The organism is Burkholderia sp. BCC1047, assembly GCF_902833155.1.
Lineage (GTDB): Bacteria > Pseudomonadota > Gammaproteobacteria > Burkholderiales > Burkholderiaceae > Burkholderia > Burkholderia sola.
Genome location: NZ_CADFEH010000001.1, coordinates 29,970 through 55,637, shown reverse-complemented (window position 1 = coordinate 55,637; position 25,668 = coordinate 29,970). Strand labels below are relative to the sequence as shown.

Genomic DNA, 25,668 nt, shown 5'->3' with positions numbered 1-25,668 from the left:
TGTAAATCCTGCAAGCAAACGGCCGTTTCGGGTGCCGGCGCCCGGGTTCCGTTTGCTAGGATCGCGCGTCTTCCCTCCGCGCTCCTGCCGCCTTGAATCGCTTCGTGCCGTTTCTCCGAGATGCGTGGCTTCGTTGCCGCGCCCGTGTCGCGCCGCTCGCCGCCGCGTGCCGCACGCGCGTCCGCGCGCTGGGCGCGGGCGCGCTGCATCGCCTGCGCCATCCGACCCGGCGCGGCGTCGCGCTGACGCTCGCCGCGATCCCGGTGCTCGGCCTGCTGGTGCTGCTCGCGTTCGTTCCGTTCACGCCGAGCATCGGCGACATCCGCAAGGCGCGCATCGACCGCCCCGCGCGCGTGCTGTCTGCCGACGGCCAGCTGATCGCCGAATTCCGGCCCGTGAACCGTGAATGGGTGCCGCTCAAGCAGATCTCGCCGCACATGGTCGATGCGCTGATCGCGACCGAGGATCACCGCTTCTACGCGCATCACGGCATCGACTGGCGCCGCACGCTCGCGGCCGGGCTGCGTACGTTCTCGGGCGACCGGCAGGGCGGCTCGACGATCACGCAGCAGCTCGCGCGCAATCTGTATCCCGACGAAGTCGGCCGCGCGCCGACGCTCACGCGCAAGGTCAAGGAGCTGATCACCGCGTTCAAGATCGAAGCGGTGTACAGCAAGGACGAGATTCTCGAAACCTACCTGAATACCGTGCCGTTCCTGTACAACGCGTACGGCGTCGAAATGGCCGCGCGCACCTACTTCGGCAAGTCGGCGGACCAGCTCGACATCACGGAAAGCGCGACGCTCGTCGGGATGCTGAAGGGCAACAGCTACTACAACCCGGTGCTGAATCCGGACCGCGCGGTCCAGCGGCGCAACATCGTGCTCGGCCGGATGGCGCAGATGGGCATGCTGTCGCCGCAGCAGCTCGCGAAACTGCAGCGCCGGCCGCTGCACGTCGACTTCGAACCGCAGACCGCGCAGCCGGGCCTCGCGCCGCATTTCGCGGTGCAACTGCGCAAGTGGCTGATCGCATGGGCCGACCGCAACAACTACGATCTGTACGCGGACGGCCTCGTCGTGCGCACGACGCTCGATGCACGGCTGCAGGACATGGCCACGCAGGCGCTGACGCGGCAGACCGAACGACTGCAGGCGATCGCCGACGGCGCATGGCGCGGGCCGTCCGGTTGCGGGCTGCGCAACGACCTGTTCGTCGGCTTCATGCGGCAGACGCCCGAGTATCGCCAGGCGCGCGACACGGGGCTCACCGATGTGCTCGCGCTGAAGCAGCTCGGCGCGAATCGCGAATTCATGCGCGCGCTGTGCGAGCGCAAGACGCAGGTGCAGGCTGGCTTCGTCGCGATCGATCCGCGCAACGGTGCGATCCGTGCGTGGGTCGGCAGCCCGGATTTCGGCAGCGAACCGTTCGATCACGTCGCGCAGGCGCGGCGCCAGCCGGGTTCGACGTTCAAGCCGTTCGTCTATGGCGCCGCGTTCGCGGACGGGATGCGGCCGGGCGATACGTTCGTCGACCGCCCCGTCGCGATCCCGATCGACGGCCGCGCCGTGTGGCATCCGACCGATGCGGAGCCGCCGACCGGCGAGCCGATGACGCTGCGCGACGCGCTCGCGCTGTCGCGCAACCGCATCACGGCGCAGGTCATGCAGCACGAAGGCGCCGCGAAGGTCGCGCAGCTCGCCCGCGCGATGGGCGTGCGCGACAGTCCGCTCGATGCGGTGCCGTCGCTCGCGCTCGGCACGAGCCCCGTCACGCTGAAAGAGATGGTGTCCGCGTACGGCACGATCGCGAACCGCGGCGTGTACGTCGCGCCGCAGATGATCACGCGCATCGAGGATCGCAACGGCCGGGTGCTCGCCGCGTTCGGCAGCGCGCCGCCGGAACGCGCGTTGCCCGCGCCTGCCGCGCAGACGCTGGTCGACGCAATGCGCGGCGTCGTCGATTACGGGACCGGCGCGGACATCCGCTCGCGCTACGGGATCCGGATCGACGTCGCGGGCAAGACCGGCACGACGCAGGACAACACGGACGGCTGGTTCATCCTGATGCATCCGCAACTGGTGGCCGGCGCATGGGTCGGCTTCGACGACGGCAGCGTGACGCTGCGCAGCGACTACTGGGGCGCGGGCGCGCACAGCGCGCTGCCGATCGTCGGGTCGTTCTACGATGCGGCGCTGCGCGCGCGGGCGATCGATCCGCACGTGCAGTTCTCGCCCGATTTCCGGCCGCGCAGCGCGCCGGCGCCGAAGCGGCGCGCACCGCCGCATTCGGGCCTGTTCGACTGGTTGAGGTTCTTTCGCTGAGCGTGATGCGGGCGGGCTTGGTCAGGAAACGCGCTCAGCCCGCCGCGAGCGCCGCAGCCAGCGCGTCGTATTCAGGCGCCCACGCCGCACGCCACGCCGCCTGCGTCGCGTCATCGACCCACGCGCCGTCGATCCCGTTCAGCATGAACTGCTTCAACTCGGCCACGGTGAAGCCGAAATGGCTGAACATCAGCTCCCACGCTTCCGAAGGGTTCACCTTGTGCAGCGTCGGATCGTCGGTGTTCGGATGGATCTTCAACCCGAGCCCCGGCATCTTGCGCATCGGATGCAGCTCGGCCCATTGCGCCGGCGGCAGCGTGCGCAAGTAATACGAATTCGTCGGCACGACGGTAAACACGATGCCGCGCTCCGCATAGCGGGCGCACAGCTCGGGGTTGTCGACGATCGTATAGCCATGATCGATGCGGTCCACCTGCAGCAGATCGACGGCCGTCTCGACGTTGCGCCACGGCATCCCGAACTCACCCGCATGCGCGGTCGTGCGGAAGCCGGCCGCGCGCGCGTTGCGGTACGCCTTCCAGAACAGCTCGGGCGGCCGGTCGTTCTCGCGATAATCAATGCCGAGCCCCACGACTTCGTCCGCGCGATGCGCGCTCATCCACTCGACGATCGCCACCGCTTCGTCGGGGTCCTGCTCGCGGTCGATGCTCGGAATCACGCGCGCGCCGATGCCGAAATCGCGCGCGGCATCGCGAATCCCCGTCACGATCGCGGCCTGCGCATCCGCATACGCGATGCCCGACACGCGCACCGTTCCCGTCGGATTCCAGAAGAATTCCGCGTGCCGCACGTTGTGGGCGGCTGCGTCTTCCAGATACTCATAGGTAATACGCCGCAGGTCGTCGGGTTGCGTCAGCAGATATTTATCGAGCGCGCGCAGCACGTGCAGCACGCCGACCGGTTTCTCGCCGCGTGCGTAGAACGCGTCGATCTCCGCGCGTTCGATCGGTGCGCCGCTGCGTTCGGCCAGCGCGACGAACGTGTCGTGCCGCACCGCGCCGAGCAGGTGGCAATGCAGCTCGACTTTCGGCAGCGCGCGGAAGAAGGCCCGATGGGCCGGCGTGATCTCGATGCCCGTGCGCGCGGCCGGGACGTTGCCTGGTGTTCCCTTCATGTCAGTCTCTTTTTTTGGTAGTGCCATTGCGTCGCGAAGCCGTCTCTCAGTGCGGCTTCACGACGGTCCAGAAGTAATAACCGAGCGGCAGCGCGAGCACGACGAGCCCCCACGACACGTCGCGCCAGCGCCCAGCCAGCAGCTTGACGAGCACGTAGCACAGCAGCCCGCCCGCGATGCCGGTGCCGAAGCTGTTCGACATCAGCGTGAGCAGCACCATCGACATCACGGGCAGCGCATCGGTGAAGTCGTCGAAATGCGTATGGCTGATCGTCGCGAACATCGACAGCCCGATCAGGATCAGCGCCGGCGCCGTCGCCTCCTTCGGAATCGCGAGCGCGACCGGCACGAACAGCAGCATCGCGGCGAACAGCACGGCCGCCGCCACCGACGACAGCCCGCTGCGGCCCCCCGACTCGACGCCCGCGGCCGATTCGATCAGCGCGGTCAGCGCGGGAATGCCGAACACGGGCCCGAGCGTCGCGGCGAGCGAGTCGACGAGAAACGGCCGGTTGATGTTCGGCAGGTTGCCGTGCTCGTCGAGCAGGTTCGCCTTCGCGCCGACCGCAAGCGCGGTGCCGAGCGTCGAGAAGAATTCCGCCGCGAAGAATGCGAACAGGTACGGCGCGGCGGCCAGGCTCAACGCGCTGCCGATATCGAGCTTGAACGCGATCGGCGCAATGCCGTGCGGCAGCGACATGAACGACGCGGGCAGGTGCGTGACGCCGAGCGGCACGCCGGCCGCGGCGGCGACGAGGATCGCGATCAGGATCGCGCCGGGCACCTTGCGGGCCTGCAGCACGATCGCGACCGCGAGGCCGATCAGCGCAACCAACGCGCCCGGCCGCGAGAAGTCGCCGAGCGCGAACGCGTTGGTCTTCGCGTTCGCGACGACCATCCCCGCATTGCGCAGCCCGAGCATCGTGACGAACAGCCCGATCGACGCACCGAGCCCGAGTTTGATCTGCACCGGAATCAGCCGCACCACGACGCCGCGCGCGCCGAGGATCGTCAGCAGGAAGAACAGCACGCCCGACACGCATGCGATGCCCAGGCCCGTCTGCCAGCCGACGTGCTCGGTCGTCGCGAGCGTCACGCCGATGATCACCGACCCGCCGATACCGGGGCCGACGAGGAACGGCAGGTTCGCGTACAGCCCCATCAGCGTGGTGAACAGCACGAACACGACGATCGTCGCGGTCGTCGCCGCGCCGCGGTCCATGCCGCCCGTCGCGAGCAGCGACGGGATCACGACGAGCAGGTACGCGGCCGCGAGAAACGACGTGACGCCCGCGATCGTCTCGGTGCGCACGCTCGTGCCGCGCGCGGCGAGCGCGAAGCGGCGTTCGAGCCAGTTGGCCGGCACACGCGCCGGCATCGTGTCAGTCGCTGACATGGTGGTTCTCCTGTGATTCCGAATATTGTCCTGTGTCGGGGCGTGCAGCGCGGTCTTATACTGCCGCGTACCGCATCCCGACCGTCATTGCCCGATGTCCGACCGCTCGTCGCTGCTGCCCGCGCTCACGCTGCGGCAGGTCCAGCACTTCGTCGTCCTTGCCCACGCACGCAGCTTCACGCAAGCCGCGCAGGCGCTGTCGCTCACGCAGCCCGCGCTCACCGCGTCGATCCGCCAGATCGAGTTCCTGCTCGGCGGCCGCCTGTTCGCACGCACCGCGCACCGGCTCACGCTGACCGCCGCGGGCGAAGCCGTGCTGCCGCTCGCCGAGCGCCTGCTCAATCAGGCGCGCGGCACCTTCGACGACATGACGCGGCTCATCGGTGAACGCATCCAGACCGTGCGCATCGCGTTCATCCCGTCGGTCGCGGGCCGCCTGCTGCCCGCGCTCAACGCGCTGCGCGCCACGCACCCGACGTTGCGCTTCACGCTCACCGATTTGCCGAACAGTGCGCTCGTCGAAGCGGTGCGCGACGGCGTCGCGGATCTCGGCATCGGCGTGCGCGAACCCGACGGCGACGACGGCACGCTGCGTTACCAGCAACTGTTCGAGGACGAGATCGTGATCGTCGTGCGGCACGACGATCCGCTCGCCCGCGCGAAGAGCGTCACGTGGGCGAAGCTCGTCGATCGCGATCTCGCGGTGTTCGTGCGCGGCAGCGTCAGCGAATCGCTGCATCGCACCGGCGGCGCCGGAAAGCTGCGCCTGAACGTCACGTACCGGATGGAATACACGGAGCCGCTCTACGCGCTCGCGCGCAACGGCCTCGCGACCGCCGTGCTGCCGAGCCTCTACACGATGCATCTGCACGATCCCGAACTCGTCGCGCTGCGCGTCGACAAGCCGCGCGTCACGCGCGCGATCTCGCTGATCTCGCTCGCCGCCGACGATCGCGGCCCGCACGTGCGCGCGTGCCGCGAGTGGATTGCGAAACACATCTGATGCCGCGTTCGCCGTGCGTGGCCGCCCGCACTCAGGGCAACTTCGCGATGCGCTCGACGAGCGTCGCGTAGAAGCGGTCCGCGTCGACCTCGTTGATCCATGTCGCATTCGCGGCACGGCCGCTGCGCCCATTCCAGTCGACGATCGTCTCGCCGAGCGTCCACTGCCCGGTCGTCTCGACCACCACGTTCACCTTGCGTCCGCCGAACAGCGTCGGATCGACGAGATAGCCGACGGCCGTCGGGTCGTACATCGGCGCGTCTTCAACGCCGCGCCGCTTCTTGTTGTAGGCGAGCTCGGCCTCCATGATGTCGGCGACGATCGCGCCGCAGCGGTTGCCGAGCGCACGGAACGGCGCGACGCGCGCCGGCGTGATCGGCGCCTTCACCGCGACGTCGCGCGGCAGCACGACGATCGGTACGCCGCTGCCGAACACCACGTCGGCCGCGTGCGGATCGACGTAGATGTTGAACTCGGCGGCCGGCGTGATGTTGCCGCGCTCGAAAAACGCGCCGCCCATCAGCACGATGTCGCGCAACGCGGCGCGAATCTGCGGTGCTTCGACCAGCGCGGTCGCGAGGTTCGTCAACGGGCCGAGCGCACACAGCGTCACGCTGTTCGGCGCCGCGCGGCTCAGCGTATCGACGAGGTACGACACCGCGTGACCGGCGGCGAGCGGCGCGCGCGGCGCATGCAGTTCGACGCCTTCGAGCCCCGTCTTGCCGTGCACGTTCGCGGCCGTCACGAGATCGCGCACGAGCGGCCGCGGGCAGCCCGCATACACCGGCAGCGCGTTCGTGCGGCCGGCCCAGTCGCGGATGATCCGCGCATTGCGTTCGGTCAGCTCGAGCGGCACGTTGCCGGCCACGGCCGTCAGCGCGCGCACGTCGAGGCGATCCTGCGCGCCGAGCGCGAACAGGATCGCGATGGCGTCGTCCTGCCCTGGATCGGTGTCGATGATCACCGTGCGGCGCGCGGCGTCGCCGCCGGCCGCGAATGCGCCCGTTTCGGGCAGCAGCGCGGTGCCGGCCAGCGCGGCGGACAGTTTCAGGAAGGTGCGGCGGGAGGCGATCGGATGGGTCATGGTCGGGCGCTCAGAACACGTGCCGGACGCCGAGCGTCGCCATCATCTGGCGCGTGCCGGTCGAACGCGCATACGCGAAGATCTGCGCATGATCCGCGTCGCCGGCCGCCTGCTGTGCGATCACCGTCAGCGCGACGTCGGTGCGTTTGGACAGGAAGTAATCGGCCTGCAGGTTCACCTGGTGCCATTTCGGACGCTTGTCGATCACGTCGTACTTGCCGTTCGTGAACGCATACGCGGCGCCGAGAAAGAGTTGCGGCGTCATCGTGTAGACGACGTTCACGCCCAGGTTCTGCAGGTGCAGGTGCGAATTGTCGAGGTAATCGTAGCGCACGTCGGTGAACATCGCCGCGAACTGCGCACGGCCGATCGTGTAGAAGCCGCCCGTGCCCGCGATCCGCTGCCGGCTTGCGTATGCGGCCGGCGACATCGCGCTCTTGCTGAAGATCAGCAGCGGCGACGCATAGTCGTTCGCGATCGCGCCGTCCTGGTTCGTCGCGCTGTACGGATGGTTGTACTGCGCATAGACCACGCTCCAGCGCAGCGGGCCGCGCTCATACCCGAGCCCGAAGCTGTACGCGCTATTGTTCGCGAAACCGGTCGTATTGCTGAAGCCGTACAGCGCGGTGAACTTCAGCCCGTAGTAGACGGGGCTCACGTACTTCACCGAGTTCTGCACGCGGATGTCGTTGTAGCCGTTGTCGTTGTCGCCGATGTTCACGCCGTTGCTCGCGATGATCACGGGCCCGATGTAGTCGTGGATCGCATCGTACTGGCGACCGAACGTCAGCGAACCGTAGGTGCGGTCGGCGAGCCCCACGTACGCCATGCGCCCGAACTCGCGACCGTTCTGCGCGGCCGTGCCCGTCATCACGTTGAAGCCGTTCTCGAGCTGGAAGACGGCGGACAGCCCCTGCCCGAGATCCTCCTTGCCCTTCAGCCCCCAGCGCGGATTCTGGTTCGTGCCGGACAACGCCTGCCACGCGTTCTTGCCGCCCTGGTTCGTCGCGAACCCGACACCGGCCGAGATGAGACCGTACAGCGTGATGCTGCTTTGCGCACCGGCATGGGTCGCGAAGGCGCCGAGCATCGCGAGCGGAGCGAGCTTGTAGAGAGTTTTCATGCGGGTCGTGTGGTCGGTGGTGGTCCAGGCGCGGCAGGGTTCCGCGAAACTGGACTCGACTATACGAACCCGGATCGGATAATAAAAGTTTGCTTTCCTTATATGTCAATAAAACGGATTTATTCTCATCCTCGCGCATTCCGCTGTCGGCGAACCGGCGCTCAGTCCGCCGTGTCGCCGCCCTTCGGCAGCTTCGACCACGCGCCGCGCCCCGGCATCGGTGACCACGCCGGGCGAGTCTTGCGGGCGCTGTCGATCACGACCAGGTAGCGGCCCGCGATCGGCGTGACGTCGCGATCGCGACGCAGCACCCACAACGACTTGCCGGCCTCGACGCGTGCCTGATAGTCGTCGTCGAGCAGGCCGTGCTGGTCGAGGAACGTGTTCAGCGACGCGGGAATCCGCACGCAGCCCTTCGAATGCCGGATGCCGAGCAGCGCTTCGAGCCGGTCGGGGTCGGTCGCATGCATCTGGAAGCGCATCGGCGACACGCCACCCTTGCCCCAGCCGCGCTCGCCATCCACCCAGCCGAAGTCGTAGATGCGCATGTCGCGGTGGCCGTAGCCGCGAATGCCGTTCTCGTTCGTCGTGCCTTCCGCGCGGAAATCCATCGTGTCGGGCGAGTGATGAAACACGCCGAGCGGCGTCAGGAAATGGTCGTACTGGCCCGGCAGCCCGGTGCCCACAGGCGATGCGCCAATCATCAGCCACGCATTGGCCGGCGTCGCGCGGAAATAGATGAACAGCGCCTGCACGTTCGGCGCGCGATCGACCATTACGACGTATTCGCCGGCGAGATCGCCGAGATCCGCATCGGTGAGCGCTTTCTGAAGACGGTCGCCGTACGCGCGCTGTTCGTTCGCGGGCACGTTCAGGCGTCGCGTGACTTCCTGCGTGAAGCGCTTGCGCATGTCGAGCGCATGGGTCGTCGCCTTTTGCGCCTCCTCGGCCGACAGCGGCGGATGCCGGCGCGGCGGAGTGGGTGGAGGCGGCTCGGCCTCGCTGGCGGGCGTGCCGGATGCGGCCGATGCAGGCGCGGCGGCGGATGCGGCGGAAGCCGCGGATGCCCCCGATGTTGCGCTCGCGGATTCCGCATGATTCGTGTGATTCGCGTGTGACGCGGCGGATGCGCCAGACACTGCATGCGCAGATGAAGCCGGCGGCGTGCGGGACGCCGCTGAAGCCGGCAACGCAGTGGACGAAGACGGCGCAGCGTCGGACGCGGCAAAGGCAGGCTGCTCGGCGAGAACGGAAATCGACATCGCGACAGCGAGCCACACGTAGGCGGCGGCTGCGCGGTTGAGGCAACGCGGCTTCGCAAAGCGCCGCGCCAGAGGGGCAAGAATCATACGTTCGAAGCCATCGGCCGATCCGGCCGCCGCATGCTGCTGGTGCGAGCGGCGCATCTTCCGCGCAAGCCATCGACACGTCCGGCGCATCGTGCGCGCCCGGCGCCGACGCCTCTTCGCGGCGGAGCCGTCGCTGTGCAACGCGGGCGCTCCGATGGCGGCTAATGAGTCGTCAGGCCCTTCATTCTACTCGTCGATACGCGAATCGGCAGCGACCGGAAGCGCGCTTTTACGTGTAATTGCGCTTCGTCACGCTTTGTTTCAACTCGCTGCCGCTTGAGCTTTCGTTGCGTGGCAGGCTGGCGTGTTGGATATTTTCGGCGCGCTTGCGTGTTTCATTCGGTTCCGATATCGCCTCTCAGTTGATTTGCATCCCAAATCATTTCGACGATGGCGAACACCGGAACGCAACCGCACCGCACGCATGCCGCACGAACCGTGCGACACGCATGCGCAGATGCCGACTACTTCGAGATGGTTTCGAGTGCGATGCCCTTCGTGCGCGGCCCCATCCCCCCGATCGCGGCCATCACGATCACCATCGCGCCCGCGATGAACGCGAACACGCCGAACGTGCCGAAACCGCGCAGTACGGCCGCGATCACGAACGACGAGAAGATCGCCGAGAAGCGGCTCCACGAATAGACGAAGCCGACGGCCCGCGCGCGAATCGACGTCGGGAACAACTCGGCCTGGTACGCGTGGAAGCTGTACGACATGATGTTGCTCGCGAGCGTGAGGCCGATGCCGAGCACGATCAGGAACGCGCCCACCGTCGTCTGGCTGAACAGCAGCCCGCAGACGACGATCGCCGCCGCCATCGCGACGATCACCGACTTGCGCTCGAAGCGGTCGGCGATCACGAGGCCGATCAGCGGGCCGATCGGCGCCGCGAGCGCGATCACGCTCGAATACATCAGGCTCGACGTGATCGTGATGCCCTGCTTGATCAGCAGCGTCGGCACCCAGTTCGCGAAGCCGTAGAAGCCGACCGTCTGGAACACGTTGAAGATCGTCATCATGATCGTGCGGCTGCGATACGGGGGTACCCACATGTCGCGGAAGCTGCCGCGCGGCGGCACGGGTTCGGCCGGCGCGGGCGGCGGCAGCGGCCGCCCGTATTCGGCTTCGACCTTCGCCTCGAGCGCGCGCATGATGCGGTCGGCTTCGTCGACCCGCCCCTGCTGCGCGAGCCAGCGCGGGCTTTCCGGCAATTCGCGGCGAATCCACCACACGAACAGCGCGCCGTGCGCGCCGATCAGCACGACCCAGCGCCAGCCGTCGAGGCCGAACGGCGCGTGCGGCACGAGCAGATAAGCGAGGAACGCGACCACCGGCACCGCGACGAACCCCACTGCCTGCTCGCACGCGAACGCGCGGCCGCGGATCTGCTTCGGCACGAGTTCGGAGATGTACGTGCCGATCGTGACCATCTCGACGCCGAGGCCGAGACCGACGACGAAGCGCCAGAAGTTCAGCCCGGTCGCGGTATCCTGGAACGCCATCACGACGTTGGCGGCCGTGTACCACAGCAGCGACCACGTGAAGATCGCGCGGCGGCCGAAGCGGTCGGCGAGGAAGCCGCACGCGATCGTGCCGATGAAGAGCCCGGAGAACAGCGCGGCGATGAAGCTCGCGACGCCCGTGGTGCCGAACAGGCCGTGCGTCGTCGCGGACAGGATGCCGCTTTTCACGAGGCCCGGCGCGACATAGCCGCTGTAGAGCAGGTCGTAGAGCTCGAAGAAAAAGCCGAGGCTCAGCAACACGACGAGCTTCCAGACGCTGCGCGTCGGCGGCAGGCGGTCGAGACGGGCCGAGATGGAGCCGGGGTCGATCGCTGTGGGGCGGACGGCGCCTGCTGCCGTGAGCGGGTCGGGCTGGGTGGATGCCATGGTGGCGAGTCTCCGGATTCTTGATTGTCGTTGGCGCCAGCAGAGGGGAACTGGCGAGCGGCTTCGCGCATTTTAGCGAGGCGCGTGCGGGAGCACATCAATCGGGTGCTGGGCGGGGCGGGCCAAACGTCTTCGGAGCGGTTCAACGGGTGGCTGATCAGTGCACAGCATCAGCCGGCCGGAGGATACCTGTCGTGAACCCGACGCCATTCTTCGTCGCGCGCAGTACAGCAACTGCCGGTTTATCGCCGACGACGATGTATGTCGGCATCAGGAAATCCCGAAATTTTGAACGCGGCCACCTCGCAAACATCGCGATCGACCACGTCAACTTTCCTCGTCGGACTGAGAGGTGTTTCCCCAGTTCTTTGATCGCCTCACACACTATTTTACTGACGAGTTGAATCAGGATGTTCTATACGCTCGATAAGTTCATAGGTGACTTCTTGCATGGACCCGACCAGACAACTGCCCTCCTGCTTGGCGGGACGCAACACCTCCCATTAGAAATTATATTAGCCAACACCAAAGTCAGGTAAATTTAGTTTTACCGGAGATAATATAAACGATAGTCCATCTCGCGCTTGCTTGACGTGCCAGACAACCAAACCACGCGACCATGAATCGCCTACCACATTGAGGAAATTATTAACCCCATCTGCCAGAATTCCGCCTAACGCGAAAGGGGGAAGCCACATAAGCTCGATACGCCCCTCGCCATTCCAGCCATGCCGGGAAAATTTCTCGCCTGCATTTTCCTCATATGCACACCAATCGTCCACGAAGTCACTGGCTGGAAGGCAAAAATTGAGGTCATCTATCCACTCGTAGACGTAGCAGAAGAACTTCTCGATATCGTCGGAGCGATACTGAATCACGTTAACTTTACTTGAAGAGCGGACCATATTGGCAATCACAAACGGACGTACCCACGATTTACCCATTCGCTTGTCGCACGGCACTTCGGTCGGCGTTAGATGGAATCCTGCTCGTCCCACTTATCCGTGCTACGACGCCAATCGTAGACGGCGTCAATTTTCGGTTCGCCTTCCTCTATTACGAGCGCATAACGCTGGCGCTGTGTGAGCCCTTTTTCATTGAAAGTCTCGATATAGATTTTCTTACCCACATGACTTTCTGTATCTTCCAGCACTTTCTGCGCAAATTCCGGCGGGCGACCAGAAGGCAAAAGATCAAGACGACTTTGTGCCTTTGTAGCAAGCGCCTTGGCACTAAGATGTTCTGTAAAAATCACGCGTAGCCTTTCTCTAGCATCCGCACACATTTGCTCATGCAAAGATGAATCCTGCTTATCTCTCAGGGATCGTCTGTTGTCTTCCAGATCAATTTCCCAACGTAGCATATCCGCTATAAAGGCCGTCAATCGTTCGGCGGGCGTCATTTCATCTCCAATCATGGACATTTACATGGACAAGGATTAGCAAATGTCCGCGAATGCGTAACACCATTTATCCTTGCTTGATAGAGAATTGAATCAGGTCTAGTTGAACCTGATCCATACTGCGGCACAACTCGGACGATCACATTATCACCACTAGCCACGTGGTCCGCAATCTGGCCTTCAAAGCGGTTGAACGCCCCTCGATTCGTACGCGGATCTTGAGGAAACACTTCCTTAACGCCGCCAAGACCGCCAAGGTTACGTGCAATCGGGTGCCCTGCATCATCTCCAGCACATCCAAAGGCTCGAGCCGCAACGCGCGAACTTGCATTGGTTGCAGTACCAGTACCGAGATCCTCAGGACGGATTTTAGCGGTTGCGCTCTTCAATGTGCCGTTGTTGTTGTATCGATATTTCGTGAGCGGTTTCGTGCCCCAAAGACCAAGGGGGTCTACCCATTCGACGGGGTTCGGCGCGTACTGATAGACGTTGATCCCCCCCGCCAGCCCGATGGGGTCTTTCGACACGAACCGCCCGCTACTCGGATCATAGTACCGATACCGGTTATACCTCAGCCCCGTCTCCGCATCCTCCTGCTGCCCCTGGAACCGAATCGGGTTCCTCGGCTCCACGCCCGCCGCCTTCGACACCCGCGCGATCACTTCCCGCGCCTCGCCCCAGGCCCGATACGACGCCTCCCACACCACCTCGCCCACCTCGTCCGTCATCAGCAGCGGCGTACCAATCTGGTCACAGTGGTAATAGAACAAATGCGCGTCCGACTGTCTTTCCGGCACGCGTTGCAGCGGGTCCTTCTCCGGCACGTACGGCTCGCCCTCCTGCCACACCGGCGTCTGGATCCCCGCGACCGGTTGCGCCGTCACATATTGGGCAAGCGGAACGAACGTTTCCGGCTCATACACGTACTGTGTCGCACCGGCTTCATTACTTTCGTACGCCAGCTGATCCCCATCCCAGCCGAACACCGTCCGCACGCCATCCACGTCCTTGCCGATCCGGCGCCCGAAGGAATCGTAGAAATACCGCGCCTCATGCTGCCGCCCGGTCTCCTCGACACGCGCCACTCGCAACCGGTTGAATCCGTCCCACTCGTATTCCTGCCGACCCGAGGGCGATCGCTTACCGATCAGATTCCCGCGCGCGTCGTATTCGAAGTGGGTACCCGCATATTCCTTCAACAGATTCCCGAGCACGCGCGGCACTTCCTGCGGCAATGTGCTGTCCACGCTGTCCGGCACAACCGGGCTTGCTTTCACCGCCCCCGGCGTACGAGCGTGCCGGGGACTACCGGGGTCAATGATGTTGCTTGCCGGGTCGAAGGCGAAAGTCTCGGTACCGAGCGGCCCGATCGCCGCGATGAGGCGGCCAACCGGGTCATAACGATAGTTGATCAACCCCTTGCGGCTGTCCTCGATATGCTCGAGCTGCTCCACGGCATCGTACCGATACCGGCGCTCGGCCAATGCGGCAGGCGCATTCGCTCGCCGAATGGCCTGCCGGGTGATTCGGCCGGCCGGATCGTACTGCGTCTGCTGCCCGACCTTGCTCGACAGCATCCGCCCGGTCTCGCGATGCAAATCGTCGCGCTCGAACTGGATTCGCTCCTCACCATCGAGCACGAGCCCGTGCACGTGACCCGACCCGTAGATCAACCAGTCCAGCACATGACCATCGGGGCGGACGGTCTTGATCCGCGTGCCGATTTCGTCGTATTCGTGATGCCACACATAGCTGCGCGATTCACCGAACAGCCGATAAGCATGATGTTCGCGCACCAGATTGCCGACCGGATCGAAAAACATCTGCGTCCGGCTGTGGCTGTTAAGCGCCTCGATGAGTCGCCCGCTGGCGTCGTACGCGAATCGCTCCTTGCTCGCACCCGAGGTCCGGCATACGATGCGGCCGGCCTGATCGAATTCGAGTTCGGTCACCTGCCCGCCCTCGTCGATCTTCACCGGCTGCAGCGTGCCCTCGCTGTATCCGTATGTGGTCCGCTTGCCGTCGAACCCGATCTCTTCCAGCAATCGCCCGGCTGGATCATAGTGAAACTGATAGGTCGCGCGATTCGCATCGGTCAACGCCGTCAAGCGACCGAGGCGATCGTAACGATAGGCGAGCGTGTAGCCGAGCGCATCGACGCGGCTGGCCACACGCCCCGCGACGTCGTATGAAAAACGCGTCATGCGCTCGAGCGGATCGGTATGGGACAGCAGACGGCCTTCGGCATCGTGCGTATATCGATAGGTGCCTGCCGGAGACGAGATCTCGCTGACCGCCCCATTCGGGCCGTACCGGTAAACCGTGGCATTGCCGGCCGCATCGATCGACTGCGCCAGTCGCCCGTCGGCATCGTAGCGCCACTTCGTCACCTTGCCCGAGCAGTCGGTGTACTGAAGCAATTGTCCCGCGTCATCGTAGACCAGTACCTTCGTACCGCCCTTCGCATCGACCATCTTGACCGGCATCCCGGCGGCGTTGTACGCATATTTCGTCTCGTGCCCGAGCGGGTCCTTCTGCGCGACCAGATTACCCGCGTCATCGTACGAGCGCTCCCACACATATCCTTCGGGATCCTTGAGACGAACGAGTTGATCGCGGTCGTCGTAACCCATCTCGACCACGGCCCCGTCGACGCGGTAATGCTTCGTCATGTTCCCGCGTGCGTCGTAGTCCATCTCCTCGATGCCGCCGTCGCGATGAACATGCATGACCAGGTTGTTGTCCTGGTCGCGCCGCATCCACTCCTCGGTGCCATCCGGATACGCGATCCGGTACATGTATCCGCGGATGTTGTAGTAGTACCGCGTGACGTTGCCCAGCGCATCGGTGACATAGGTCAGGCGGATGTTCGGGTGCCACATGAGACGAATGTCGTGGCTGCCGTCGTCGGCATATTCGCGCACGCACCGCGCATTCGTGTTGTCGTCGCGCTCCGCCCCTTCCCACTCGAGGTTCATGCCGCGGCCGGTGCGATCGGTATAGCGCGTGATCAGATGACGGTCGTACGCATACTGGCGCACGTTGCCGTAACGATCCGCCGCACGCACGAGATCGCCGTTCTCGTCGTACTGGTATTGGGCAAGCGTGGTGCGCGTGTTCGCGTCGACGATCTGCTCGATCGTTGCGATACGTCCGCGGCTGTCGTGACGAAACGCGAGCGTATGGCCGGCCGAACTGACGAGCCGCGCCAGACGGTTCGCGTCATCGTAATCGAGCGCGATCGTATTTCCCGCGCGATCCTTCTGCAACGCGAGACGGAACGAATCGCCGCGCTTCTCGTACACGTGCAGCAAATCGTGACCGTACGCGACCGTCGTCCACGTGTCGTCGAGCCGGCTCAGCGTCACACCTTCCACGCGGTCGTCGTGAACCGCGCCTGCCGCGAGCGCCGGATATTCGATGTTGCGGCCGGTCGAATCGCTGTAGATCCATTTGCCGTCCCGAACATCGATGCGCGTCATGTACGGCGAGAGCCAGCGCGCGCCCAGTTCGCCGGCATCGTATCCGGCCAGCCGGGACCGATAGACGCGTATCCAGACGACGGGCATCGCGCCCGGCAATTCGAAATCGGCATGAGAAAACGTCTCGTCGCCGAACGCGTAGCTGATCGAACCGCCCGACGCGCCGACCCCGCACTCTTCGCAGTGGTCGACACCGGAGCCCTTCGCTCTCGCCTCCTTCTTTGTCGCGGCAACGGGCACCTGCGGCCGCCGGGCCGTCGCTTCCGTCGTGCCCTGCGATTTGATCGATGCGGCCCGCATCGCGTCGCGCTTGTGCCGCAACGCATTGACCAGCTTCAGCAGCAGCCACATCAGCTTGCCTTCGTCGCTGCCCTTCAGCTCGTTGATCTTGCCGACCACCACTGGAGCGAGCGTGCGCAAGGACACGGCAATCTGGCGAATCGGTGCGACGTATTCCTCGGGAACGAGCCCGGCCGCCGTGCTGGTCGCGGCGTTGGCACCGCGCTTGACGAGCGCCGTCCTGGACTCGGCCAGATACCCCCACGCCCCCGTTACCAGATCCTTGCTGAACCATCCGCTCTTCTTCATCTGCTGACGATACTCGGCGGCCCGCCGATCGTTCTCCGCGGGATCGAAGAATTGCCCCGCCAACACTGCGTCGATGCCGTCCGCGAGACTTGTCAGGATCTCCCGTGCTTTCGCCGCGCAGTGATCGATCACGTCGTTGAGCACGGCCTGCAGCTTCGTCAGGAAATCCTCGATCTCGGTCGCGCATGACGCCTGGACATGCGTGACGACGATCGATATGAGCGCGGCGCCGATGTCGCGCTTGTGAATTAGGATTTCATTGCGAATCAGCGCCAGAAGCGGCCGCGCCGTGAGGCGCATGGGCGCCAGTACCGGCGGAAACGGAATCACGCCGATCAGGTTGATCGCGAGTCCGAGATAGTCGAGCAGTTCGCCGCCGCGCTTGCGGATGATCGAGACGATGTCGGTGAGCGCATCGGCCAGCGCCATCAGGTTGTTGAGCACCGGAATCATGCTCGCGACCGTTTTCAGTCGATCGACGTCCACGTAGCCGTGCGTCACGCTGATCAGCCACGCGTTGAAGCCTTCGCCGGATGCGACGACGTCGTCCGGATGAACATCGGTCAACCACGGGGTGGCCTGCTCATACTCCGCGCCCGGAGGGAGTTTTTGATCTGCCATGCTCTCAGGATTCTTCTGGTTGTTCGGTTTTCGACGTGCGGCGACGGCCTCGCCTTCTCGTGTCCCGGATGACCGGCCAACGGCTCGCGGCATTGTACCGACGATTGGACGACGGGAAAATGAAAGGTCCGGTTTCCCCGTAGCCGCCCAATTCTTCGCGCCCCATTTATCGCGGCTCGCCGGCGCACCGACTTTATGTAAATTTCGTAACCGTCTGTCGCGGTGACAACGGCCGCCCGACGCTGAAAACGGCGCCCTTCCGGGGAGTGGCTCGATCGACACGGCCCCGATGCGACGGGATGAACAGGACTTCCGCCGGTCCGTCGCCCATGCCCGCGTCGCAGACACCGCGGAAGCAGATTCGAAAGTCGTTCATCTCCGCGCCCCGGTAACATGCTACCGGGCCAACTACCGGCTTCCGGCTGCCTTTCGGCAACCGGCATTGTCGGCAAATCGTAAGCATTCCATGTCCATACAACGACTATCCACGTACGCCCGCCGGATCGCGCTGATCGCGCTGCTGCAGTTCGCGGCGATCGCGACGGCGTCGGCGTTTCCGGCGGCCGCTTCCGCTCCCGTCGCGAGCGGCGTCGGCGCAACCGTGCCGGCCATCTCGCTGCCCGACGCCGTCGCGCAGCTCAAGCAGATGCAGGCCGAGCTGGACCGCATCAAGCAGCAGACGTCGACCGCGTCCAACAGCAAGGAGCTGGACGGGCTCGACGATTCGGCGCAAGAGCTGAGCACCGATGTCGCGAAACTGCAGAGCGATCTCACGCCGCAGCGCGCGCAGGTTCAGGCGCAACTCGATGTGCTCGGCCCGCCGCCGGCCGAGGGGGCCGCGCCGGAAACGCCCGCCGTCGCGAAGCAGCGGGCCGCGCTGGACGCACGCAAGACGCAGATCGACGCCGCGCTGAAGCAGGCCGCCGACCAGAAGACGAGCCTCACGAACCTGACCGAGCAGTTCGCGAAACTGCACCGCAGCCTGCTGAAGAACCAGCTCGCGTTCCGTTCGGGCAGCATCTTCAGCGCGCAGTTCTGGCTGCCGCTGTTCCACCTGTCGCCGGACGACCGTCAGCGGCTCGACGATTTCAACGGCGAACTGTTCGACATGCTGCGCTCGTCGTGGGTGCCCGGACAACGGGCGCTCACCACGCTGCTGCTGATCGCCGCGTTCGCCGCATGGCTCGGCGGCCGCCGGCTCATCGAGCGCGGGCTCGCGTGGATCGCGCTGAACCGCCTGCCGCCCACCCGCTTGCGCCGCAGTGCGCTGGCGCTGTCGACCGCGCTGTCGACCTTCCTGGCGACGGCCATCGCGATTCAGATCCTCTACCTCGCCGTCGCGCGCCACTACGAACTCACGCCGTCGCTGACCGATCTGTGGGACCAGTTCGCGAAACTCGCCGCGACCTGCGCATTGATTGCCGGGCTCGGCCGCGCACTGCTCTGCACGAAGCACCCGTCGTGGCGCCTGCCCGCGCTCGCCGATCCCGTCGCGCTCGCGATGAAGCCGTTCCCCGCCGTCCTGGCCGGGCTGCTGCTGGTGTCGGGCACGCTCGAATCGATCAACCGGATCGTCGACACCAGCCTGTCGGTCACGCTGTTCGGCCGCGGCATCGTGTCGCTCGTCGTCGCGCTGACGGTCGGCGCGTCGCTGTTGCGCGCGAACCGTGCGCGCAGCGCCCTCGCGGCGGCAGGCGAGGCGCCCGAGCAGCGCTCGACGCTTGCCGGGCTAATCCATGCCGGCGTCACGCTCGCGATCGTCGCGTCGTTGATCGCACTCCTGATCGGTTACATCACGGTCGCGCGCTTCATCACGTACGAGCTCGTGTGGTTCGAGATCGTGCTGTGCGCGACCTACATCCTGATCCAGCTGACGCGCGACGCGAGCGAAAGCCTGTTCTCGTCGAGCCTGTCGACGGGCCAGCAGATCAAGCATCTGTTCGCGCTCGAAGATCGCCACCTCGACCAGGCGCGCACGGTCCTGTCCGGCTTCGGCACGAGCCTGCTGATGCTGATCGCGGCGATCGCGCTGCTCACGGGCGGCTTCGGCACGACGCCGGGCGACCTGCTCGACAGCGCGGTCGCGATGATCGGCAGCCAGCGGCTGCAGAGCCTGAACATCATGCCCGACCGGATCTTCAACGCCGTGATCGGCTTCGCGATCGGCTTCTACCTGCTGCGCTCGCTGCGCCGCTGGCTCGACGGCGAGTTCATGCCCGCGCTCGGCATGGATACGGGCATGCGCGTGTCGCTGATCACGCTGTTCACCAACGTCGGCTACGTGCTGCTCGTGCTGATGACGCTCGGGCTGCTCGGCGTGCGATGGAGCAATCTCGCGTGGATCGTCAGCGCGTTGTCGGTAGGTATCGGTTTCGGCCTGCAGGAAATCGTGAAGAACTTCGTGTCGGGGCTGATCCTGCTGACCGAGCGCCCGGTGAAGGTGGGCGACATGGTCAGCATCGCGGGCGTCGAAGGCGACATCCGCCGCATCAACGTGCGCGCGACCGAGATCCAGCTCAGCGACCGCTCGACCGTGATCGTGCCGAATTCGCAGCTGATCTCGCAGAACGTGCGCAACGTGACGATGGGCAACAGCACGCAGGGCGTCGCGACGCTGGTGCTGACGTTCCCGCTGAACACCGATCCCGAGCAGGTGCGCGACCTGCTGCTCGATGCGTATCGCGAGCATCCGGCGATTCTCGACAAACCGGCGCCGTCGGTGACGTTCAGCCAGCTCGCGCCGGACGGGATCACGCTGAGCGTGACGGGTTACGTGTCGAGCCCGCGGATCGCGAGTTCGACGAAGAGCGATCTGCTATTCGAGATCCTCAAGCAGTTGCGCGCGGCGGCGATCACGCTGTCGAGCCCGCAGATGCTGGTCGTGCAGAACATGCCGACGAACGATGGTCCGACGCCGCACGAATCGTAAGCAAGCCATCGAGCGGGTACGCTCGCGATCGATCGGCGTGCCGCACGCCTCGCAATAAACGACAAGGGCCGGTTACCGCTTTCGCGACAACCGGCCCTGTTCATTCGACCGTCGATGCGCCCTGGCCGGGCGCCCGCCCTCACACGTCGAACTTCACCCCCTGCGCCAGCGGCAGTTGCCGGCTGTAATTGATCGTATTCGTCGCCCGGCGCATATACGCCTTCCACGCGTCCGAACCCGACTCACGCCCGCCGCCCGTTTCCTTCTCGCCGCCGAACGCGCCGCCGATTTCCGCGCCGCTCGTGCCGATGTTCACGTTGACGATCCCGCAATCGCTGCCGGCCGCCGACATGAACTGCTCGGCCTCGCGCATGTCGTTCGTGAAGATCGCCGACGACAGGCCTTGCGGCACCGCGTTGTGCACGTCGATCGCATCTTCGAAGTCGTCATAGACCATCACGTACAGAATCGGTGCGAACGTCTCGCGCTCGACCACCGACGATTGCTTCGGCATCCGCACGATCGCCGGACGCACGTAGTACGCATCCGCATGACCGACGTCGACGCGCTCGCCGCCCTTCACTTCGCCGCCCTGCTCGCGTGCATCGGCCAACGCCTTCTGCATCGCGTCGAACGACGCACGATCGACGAGCGGGCCGACCAGCGTGCCTTCCTCGAGCGGGTTGCCGACCTTCACCGACGCGTAAGCCTTCTCGATGCGCGGCAGCAGTTGCTCGACGAGGCTGCGATGCACGATCAGGCGGCGCAGCGTCGTGCAGCGCTGGCCGGCCGTGCCGACCGCCGCGAACGTGACCGCGCGCACGACGAGGTCGAGATCCGCGCTCGGCGCGACGATCATCCCGTTGTTGCCGCCGAGTTCGAGGATGCCGCGCGCCAGGCGCTGGCTCAGCACCTTCGCGACTTCCTGGCCCATCCGCACGCTGCCCGTCGCGCTGACGACCGGCACCTTCTTCGACGCCGTCAGCACCTCGCCGACATCGCGCATGCCGAGCACCAGCTGGCTCAGCTCAGCCGGCGCGACGCCCGGATGCGTCTTCTCGAACTCGCGGAGCGCCTTCTGGAGCAGCACGTGGCACGCGATCGCGGTGAGCGGCGTCTTCTCGGACGGCTTCCACACGACCGAATCGCCGCACACGAACGCGAGCGCCGCATTCCACGCCCACACCGCGACCGGGAAGTTGAACGCCGAAATCACGCCGCACACGCCGATCGGGTGCCACGTTTCCATCATCCGGTGGCCCGGGCGCTCCGATGCGATCGTGAGGCCGTAAAGCTGGCGCGACAGACCGACCGCGAAATCGCAGATGTCGATCATTTCCTGCACTTCGCCGAGCCCTTCCGACGTGATCTTGCCGGCTTCGAGCGTGACGAGGCGGCCCAGTTCGGCCTTGTGCTCGCGCAGCACGTTGCCGAACACGCGCACGAGTTCGCCGCGCACCGGCGCCGGCACCGTGCGCCACTTGAGGAACGCGTCGTGCGCGGCGTCGATCTTGCGCTCGGCGTCGGCGGGCGTGTCGACGGCCAGCGTCGCGAGCGTCGCGCCGTCGAGCGGCGAACGCGCGGTCAGCGCATTGCCTTTCCACTGGGCGAGATCGATGTCGAGCGCGGCAAGAATGTCGTTGAATTGCATCACTTCCTCTTCAGGGACAGATTGATCGGTGCGGCGGCAGCGCCGCCCGCGTGATTCGATTGGAGCGCGTTCGAGCGCCTCGTGCAAGCGGATGCGCCATGTGGCGAGCCCGGTGCGCCATCCGGCGCATCGCGCGGCGCCGCCGCCGGCAAGCCCGGCCGGGCGGCGCGCCCCAGCCTCGCGAGGCACGATCCATGAAATACATTGTCGATGGCCACAAGTCCGGCCGCTATTGATATTAACTCACGACTTCATTCCCAAAACGCAAGAAGTCCGCCGGGCAGACGCGCCTTTGTCCATGCCGATATCAGACGTTTCCAAAGCCCGCAGACGGGTACGCGGACGCGTCCCGGTCCGACGCAAGTTGATGACGATCCCGCATCACCCTGTGCGGAAATATCGTTTGCCGCCCGCGCATCGGACCCCACACAATCGGTGCGACGTCGAGGTGCAACGCACCCGGCGCGCCGCCGGCCGCCACGACCGCCGCCGGACGACCGACGAACGCGACACGCACCACGGCCCGGGTCAGCGGGCCCGCTTCGCACCGCATCACCGCTGCCCGGCCCACGGCCGGCAACGCGTCGCGCTTCGTCACCGAAAAACAATCCCGGAGACAGCGCCCAGCGCCCGCCATGCATTCAGACGCCCGCCCCGATTCGTCCCGCCCGTCCGGCTCGCCGCCCGCGAAGCCGTCCCTCCACCGTGCGCTGCAGGCGCGCCATCTGCGAATGATCGCGATCGGCGGCTCGATCGGCACGGGTCTGTTCGTCGCGTCCGGCGCGTCGATCTCGCAGGCCGGGCCCGGCGGCGCGATGCTCGCGTACATGCTGATCGGCCTGATGGTCTATTTCCTGATGACGAGCCTCGGCGAAATGGCCGCGTTCATGCCGGTGTCGGGCTCGTTCGCGACCTACGGCGCGAAGTTCGTCGACGAAGGCTTCGGCTTCGCGCTCGGGTGGAACTACTGGTACAGCTGGGCCGTGACGCTGGCGGTGGAGCTCGTCGCCGCGCAGCTCGTGATGCACTACTGGTTCCCGCACGTGCCGGGCGTCTGGTGGAGCGCGCTGTTCCTCACGCTGATCTTCGCGCTCAACGCGCTGTCGGTGCGCGGCTTCGGCGAGGCCGAATACTGGTTCGCGCTGATCAAGGTGCTGACGGTGCTCGCGTTCGTCGGCGTCGGCCTGCTGATGATCTTCGGAATCATGCAGGGCGGCCCGAGCGCCGGCTGGGGCAACTTCACGATCGGCGACGCGCCGTTCGTCGGCGGCTGGGCGACGATGCTCGGCGTCGCGATGATCGCGGGCTTCTCGTTCCAGGGCACCGAGATGATCGGCGTCGCGGCCGGCGAATCGGAGAATCCGCGCACGACGATTCCGCGCGCGGTGAGCCAGATCTTCTGGCGCATCCTGCTGTTCTACGTGTTCGCGATCTTCGTGATCGGCGTGCTGGTTCCGTACACCGATCCGAGCCTGTTGAAGAGCGACGTGACCGATATCGGCGTGAGCCCGTTCACGCTCGTGTTCCGCCACGCTGGGCTGGCCTTCGCCGCAGGCGTGATGAACGCGGTGATCCTGACGGCCGTGCTGTCGGCCGGCAACTCGGGCATGTACGCGTCGACGCGCATGCTCTACAACCTCGCGGTCGAAGGCCGCGCGCCGAAGCTGTTCGCGACGCTGTCGCCGGGCGGCGTGCCGCGCAACGCGCTGTATGCGACCACCGCGATCGGCGCACTGTGCTTCCTCACGTCGCTGTACGGCGACAAGACCGTCTACCTGTGGCTGCTGAACACGTCGGGCATGGCCGGCTTCATCACGTGGCTCGGCATCGCGGTCAGCCACTACCGGTTCCGCAAAGGCTTCCTGAAACAAGGCTACCGGCTCGACCAGTTGCCGTACCGGTCGAAGTGGTTCCCGTTCGGCCCGCTGTTCGCGTTCGCGCTGTGCGCGGCCGTCGCGCTCGGCCAGGACTATCAGGCGTTCCTCGCCGACAAGATCGACTGGACCGGCGTCGCCGCGACCTACGTCGGCCTGCCGTTCTTCCTCGCGATCTGGCTCGGCTACGCGCTCGTGCGCAAATGCCGGCTGGTGCGCTACGAGGACATGGACATCGCGCCGTGGATCGAACGCAACGCGACGCATGAAGCGACCGAAAAGGCCGACGCCAGCTATCCGGCCTATGTCGCCCGTCCGGCCAACCCGACGCCGGGCGCCTGACGCCCGGTCACGCGCCGGCAGCCGCCCCTTCGCGGCGGCCGCTGCGCTGAAATCCCCATTCGACGCGGCGCGCGCGTTCAGGCAAGATCGACGCGCGCCGTCCGCCTTTCCGCCGTCACGAGTCACCGAACACGCATGCAGAACTTCTACGAAGCCACCGTTAGCCGCCAGCCCTACCCGCAACTGACCGACACGATCGATACGCAGGTCTGCATCGTCGGCGGCGGCCTCGCCGGGCTGTGCACGGCGCTCGGCCTCGTCGAGCGCGGCGTGCACGACGTCGTCGTGCTCGACGGCGAACGGGTCGGCTTCGGCGCGTCGGGCCGCAACGGCGGCTTCGTGTTCGGCGGCTACAGCCTCGACAACGCCGACCTGCTGCGCACGCTCGGCCGCGACGAAGGGCGCCGGCTGTACCGGCTCACCGTCGACGCGGTCGACCTGATCCGCGCGCGCATCGCCCGCTACGGGATCGACTGCGACATCGTCGACGAAGGCGTGATGCTCGCGAACTGGTTCGACGATCCGTCGCGGCTCGACAGCGTGCGCACGCTGATGAAGCAGGAATTCAACGTCGACTGGGAACCGGTCGCGACCGACGCGCTGCGTGCGCGGCTGAAGACGCAGCGCTATTACGGCGGCCTGTTCGAGCCGAACGCATTCCACTTTCATCCGCTGAAGTACGTGCTCGGCGTCGCGGCCGCCGCGTCGCGCGGCGGCGCACGCGTGTACGAACGCTCGGCCGCGCTCGGCATCGCGCGCGACGGCGCCGGCTACGTCGTGCGCACGGCGCAGGGCGCGGTGCGTGCGAAGGACGTCGTGTTCGCCGGCGGCGGCTACGCGCGCGGCGTGTCGCCGCGCATCGAGCGCGCGGTGCTGCCGATCGCGACCTACGTGATCGCGACCGAACCGCTCGGCACGCGCCTGCCCGACGCGATCGACGCGCCGTACGCGATCTACGACACGCGTTTCGCGTTCGACTACTACCGTCCACTGAAGGACACGCGGATTCTGTGGGGCGGCCGGATCTCCGTGCTCGATCGCGGCCCCGACGCGATCGCGCGCCTGCTGCGGCGCGACCTGCTGCGCGTGTATCCGCAACTGGACGGCGTGAAGGTCGACTACGCGTGGGGTGGGCTGATGAGCTATGCGCGGCACAAGATGCCGCAGATCGGCCGCGACACGGACGGCGTGTGGCACGCGATCGCATTCGGCGGTCACGGGATGGCGCCGACCACCGTCGCCGGCGAGGTGCTCGCCGCCGCGCTGGCGGGAGAGCGCCCGGTGCCGGACGGCTTCGCCACGTTCGGGCTCACGCGCACGTTCGGGCTGGCCGGCCTCGCCGCCGCGCAGCTCACGTATACGGCGTACCAGGCCCGCGACGCGCTCGCGTCCTGCCGCCGCTGAGCGCCCGCCGCGGCCTTGCCGATTAGAGCGGAAGGTCGGCCGGGCGGGCATTTCCCACATGCTAGAATG

General features: G+C 65.9%; 15 protein-coding genes. 5 read left to right on the top strand and 10 right to left on the bottom strand.

The genetic code is table 11. From position 1 onward, the window contains the following. Positions 1-92 precede the first annotated feature (92 nt). Positions 93-2,324 (top strand): transglycosylase domain-containing protein, encoded by a 2,232-nt coding sequence (locus HWX55_RS00205; RefSeq protein WP_175973025.1) that lies wholly within the window; start codon positions 93-95, stop codon positions 2,322-2,324. Between the two features lie 34 nt (positions 2,325-2,358). Here HWX55_RS00205 and add read toward each other — a convergent pair whose 3' ends face one another. After that, positions 2,359-3,459, bottom strand: a complete 1,101-nt coding sequence (gene add, locus HWX55_RS00200) for an adenosine deaminase (RefSeq protein ID WP_175973023.1) — start codon at positions 3,457-3,459, stop codon at positions 2,359-2,361. A 46-nt stretch (positions 3,460-3,505) separates the two neighbouring features. Further along, entirely contained in the window at positions 3,506-4,855 is a 1,350-nt protein-coding gene (locus HWX55_RS00195; RefSeq protein WP_175973022.1) for an NCS2 family permease, read from the bottom strand. A 94-nt stretch (positions 4,856-4,949) separates the two neighbouring features. On the opposite strand from HWX55_RS00195, the gene HWX55_RS00190 reads away from it, so the two are divergent. Then, entirely contained in the window at positions 4,950-5,858 is a 909-nt protein-coding gene (locus HWX55_RS00190; RefSeq protein ID WP_175973019.1) for a LysR family transcriptional regulator, read from the top strand. Positions 5,859-5,889: 31 nt separating this feature from the next. Here HWX55_RS00190 and HWX55_RS00185 read toward each other — a convergent pair whose 3' ends face one another. The 7 genes from HWX55_RS00185 to HWX55_RS00155 all read right to left on the bottom strand — a co-directional run bounded on the left by HWX55_RS00185 (position 5,890) and on the right by HWX55_RS00155 (position 17,399). After that, entirely contained in the window at positions 5,890-6,942 is a 1,053-nt protein-coding gene (locus HWX55_RS00185; RefSeq protein WP_124556292.1) for a nucleoside hydrolase, read from the bottom strand. 10 nt (positions 6,943-6,952) lie between these two features. Beyond that, positions 6,953-8,065 (bottom strand): porin, encoded by a 1,113-nt coding sequence (locus HWX55_RS00180; protein ID WP_050016275.1) that lies wholly within the window; start codon positions 8,063-8,065, stop codon positions 6,953-6,955. Positions 8,066-8,226: 161 nt separating this feature from the next. Then, positions 8,227-9,504, bottom strand: coding sequence for a L,D-transpeptidase (locus tag HWX55_RS00175; protein WP_175973017.1), 1,278 nt, complete (start codon positions 9,502-9,504; stop codon positions 8,227-8,229). Positions 9,505-9,878: 374 nt separating this feature from the next. Further along, the gene (locus HWX55_RS00170) at positions 9,879-11,306 is read right to left on the bottom strand and encodes an MFS transporter (RefSeq protein WP_175973015.1); all 1,428 of its coding nucleotides are present in this window, start codon (positions 11,304-11,306) and stop codon (positions 9,879-9,881) included. Positions 11,307-11,821: 515 nt separating this feature from the next. Continuing rightward, complete coding sequence (locus tag HWX55_RS00165) at positions 11,822-12,250, bottom strand: hypothetical protein (protein ID WP_175973014.1); 429 nt, start codon at positions 12,248-12,250, stop codon at positions 11,822-11,824. A 29-nt stretch (positions 12,251-12,279) separates the two neighbouring features. Beyond that, positions 12,280-12,708: an NTF2 fold immunity protein gene (locus HWX55_RS00160; protein ID WP_175973012.1), complete on the bottom strand. Its 429-nt coding sequence runs from the start codon at positions 12,706-12,708 to the stop codon at positions 12,280-12,282. Between the two features lie 11 nt (positions 12,709-12,719). After that, a complete protein-coding gene (locus tag HWX55_RS00155; RefSeq protein ID WP_175973010.1) occupies positions 12,720-17,399 on the bottom strand; it encodes an RHS repeat-associated core domain-containing protein in 4,680 nt (1,559 codons plus the stop codon). A gap of 466 nt (positions 17,400-17,865) precedes the next feature. On the opposite strand from HWX55_RS00155, the gene HWX55_RS00150 reads away from it, so the two are divergent. Further along, on the top strand, positions 17,866-20,328 hold the full coding sequence (locus tag HWX55_RS00150; protein WP_175973007.1) for a DUF3772 domain-containing protein: 2,463 nt from the start codon (positions 17,866-17,868) through the stop codon (positions 20,326-20,328). A 139-nt stretch (positions 20,329-20,467) separates the two neighbouring features. Here the strand turns inward: HWX55_RS00150 and HWX55_RS00145 are convergent, their stop codons facing one another. Beyond that, positions 20,468-21,979: an aldehyde dehydrogenase family protein gene (locus tag HWX55_RS00145; RefSeq protein WP_175973005.1), complete on the bottom strand. Its 1,512-nt coding sequence runs from the start codon at positions 21,977-21,979 to the stop codon at positions 20,468-20,470. A gap of 731 nt (positions 21,980-22,710) precedes the next feature. Here HWX55_RS00145 and HWX55_RS00140 point away from each other — a divergent pair. Both HWX55_RS00140 and HWX55_RS00135 read left to right on the top strand, forming a co-directional pair. Then, positions 22,711-24,195: an amino acid permease gene (locus HWX55_RS00140; protein WP_244140465.1), complete on the top strand. Its 1,485-nt coding sequence runs from the start codon at positions 22,711-22,713 to the stop codon at positions 24,193-24,195. A gap of 135 nt (positions 24,196-24,330) precedes the next feature. Then, positions 24,331-25,599 (top strand): FAD-binding oxidoreductase, encoded by a 1,269-nt coding sequence (locus HWX55_RS00135; protein WP_175973001.1) that lies wholly within the window; start codon positions 24,331-24,333, stop codon positions 25,597-25,599. Positions 25,600-25,668: the final 69 nt, after the last annotated feature.

Coding starts and splice junctions, on each gene's coding strand:
- add (WP_175973023.1), bottom strand. CDS start 3,459: ATGAAGGGAACACCAGGCAACGTCCCGGCCGCGCGCACGGGCATCGAG.
- HWX55_RS00195 (WP_175973022.1), bottom strand. CDS start 4,855: ATGTCAGCGACTGACACGATGCCGGCGCGTGTGCCGGCCAACTGGCTC.
- HWX55_RS00190 (WP_175973019.1), top strand. CDS start 4,950: ATGTCCGACCGCTCGTCGCTGCTGCCCGCGCTCACGCTGCGGCAGGTC.
- HWX55_RS00185 (WP_124556292.1), bottom strand. CDS start 6,942: ATGACCCATCCGATCGCCTCCCGCCGCACCTTCCTGAAACTGTCCGCC.
- HWX55_RS00180 (WP_050016275.1), bottom strand. CDS start 8,065: ATGAAAACTCTCTACAAGCTCGCTCCGCTCGCGATGCTCGGCGCCTTC.
- HWX55_RS00175 (WP_175973017.1), bottom strand. CDS start 9,504: ATGCGCCGGACGTGTCGATGGCTTGCGCGGAAGATGCGCCGCTCGCAC.
- HWX55_RS00170 (WP_175973015.1), bottom strand. CDS start 11,306: ATGGCATCCACCCAGCCCGACCCGCTCACGGCAGCAGGCGCCGTCCGC.
- HWX55_RS00165 (WP_175973014.1), bottom strand. CDS start 12,250: ATGGGTAAATCGTGGGTACGTCCGTTTGTGATTGCCAATATGGTCCGC.
- HWX55_RS00160 (WP_175973012.1), bottom strand. CDS start 12,708: ATGACGCCCGCCGAACGATTGACGGCCTTTATAGCGGATATGCTACGT.
- HWX55_RS00155 (WP_175973010.1), bottom strand. CDS start 17,399: ATGGCAGATCAAAAACTCCCTCCGGGCGCGGAGTATGAGCAGGCCACC.
- HWX55_RS00150 (WP_175973007.1), top strand. CDS start 17,866: ATGTCCATACAACGACTATCCACGTACGCCCGCCGGATCGCGCTGATC.
- HWX55_RS00145 (WP_175973005.1), bottom strand. CDS start 21,979: ATGCAATTCAACGACATTCTTGCCGCGCTCGACATCGATCTCGCCCAG.
- HWX55_RS00140 (WP_244140465.1), top strand. CDS start 22,711: ATGATCGCGATCGGCGGCTCGATCGGCACGGGTCTGTTCGTCGCGTCC.
- HWX55_RS00135 (WP_175973001.1), top strand. CDS start 24,331: ATGCAGAACTTCTACGAAGCCACCGTTAGCCGCCAGCCCTACCCGCAA.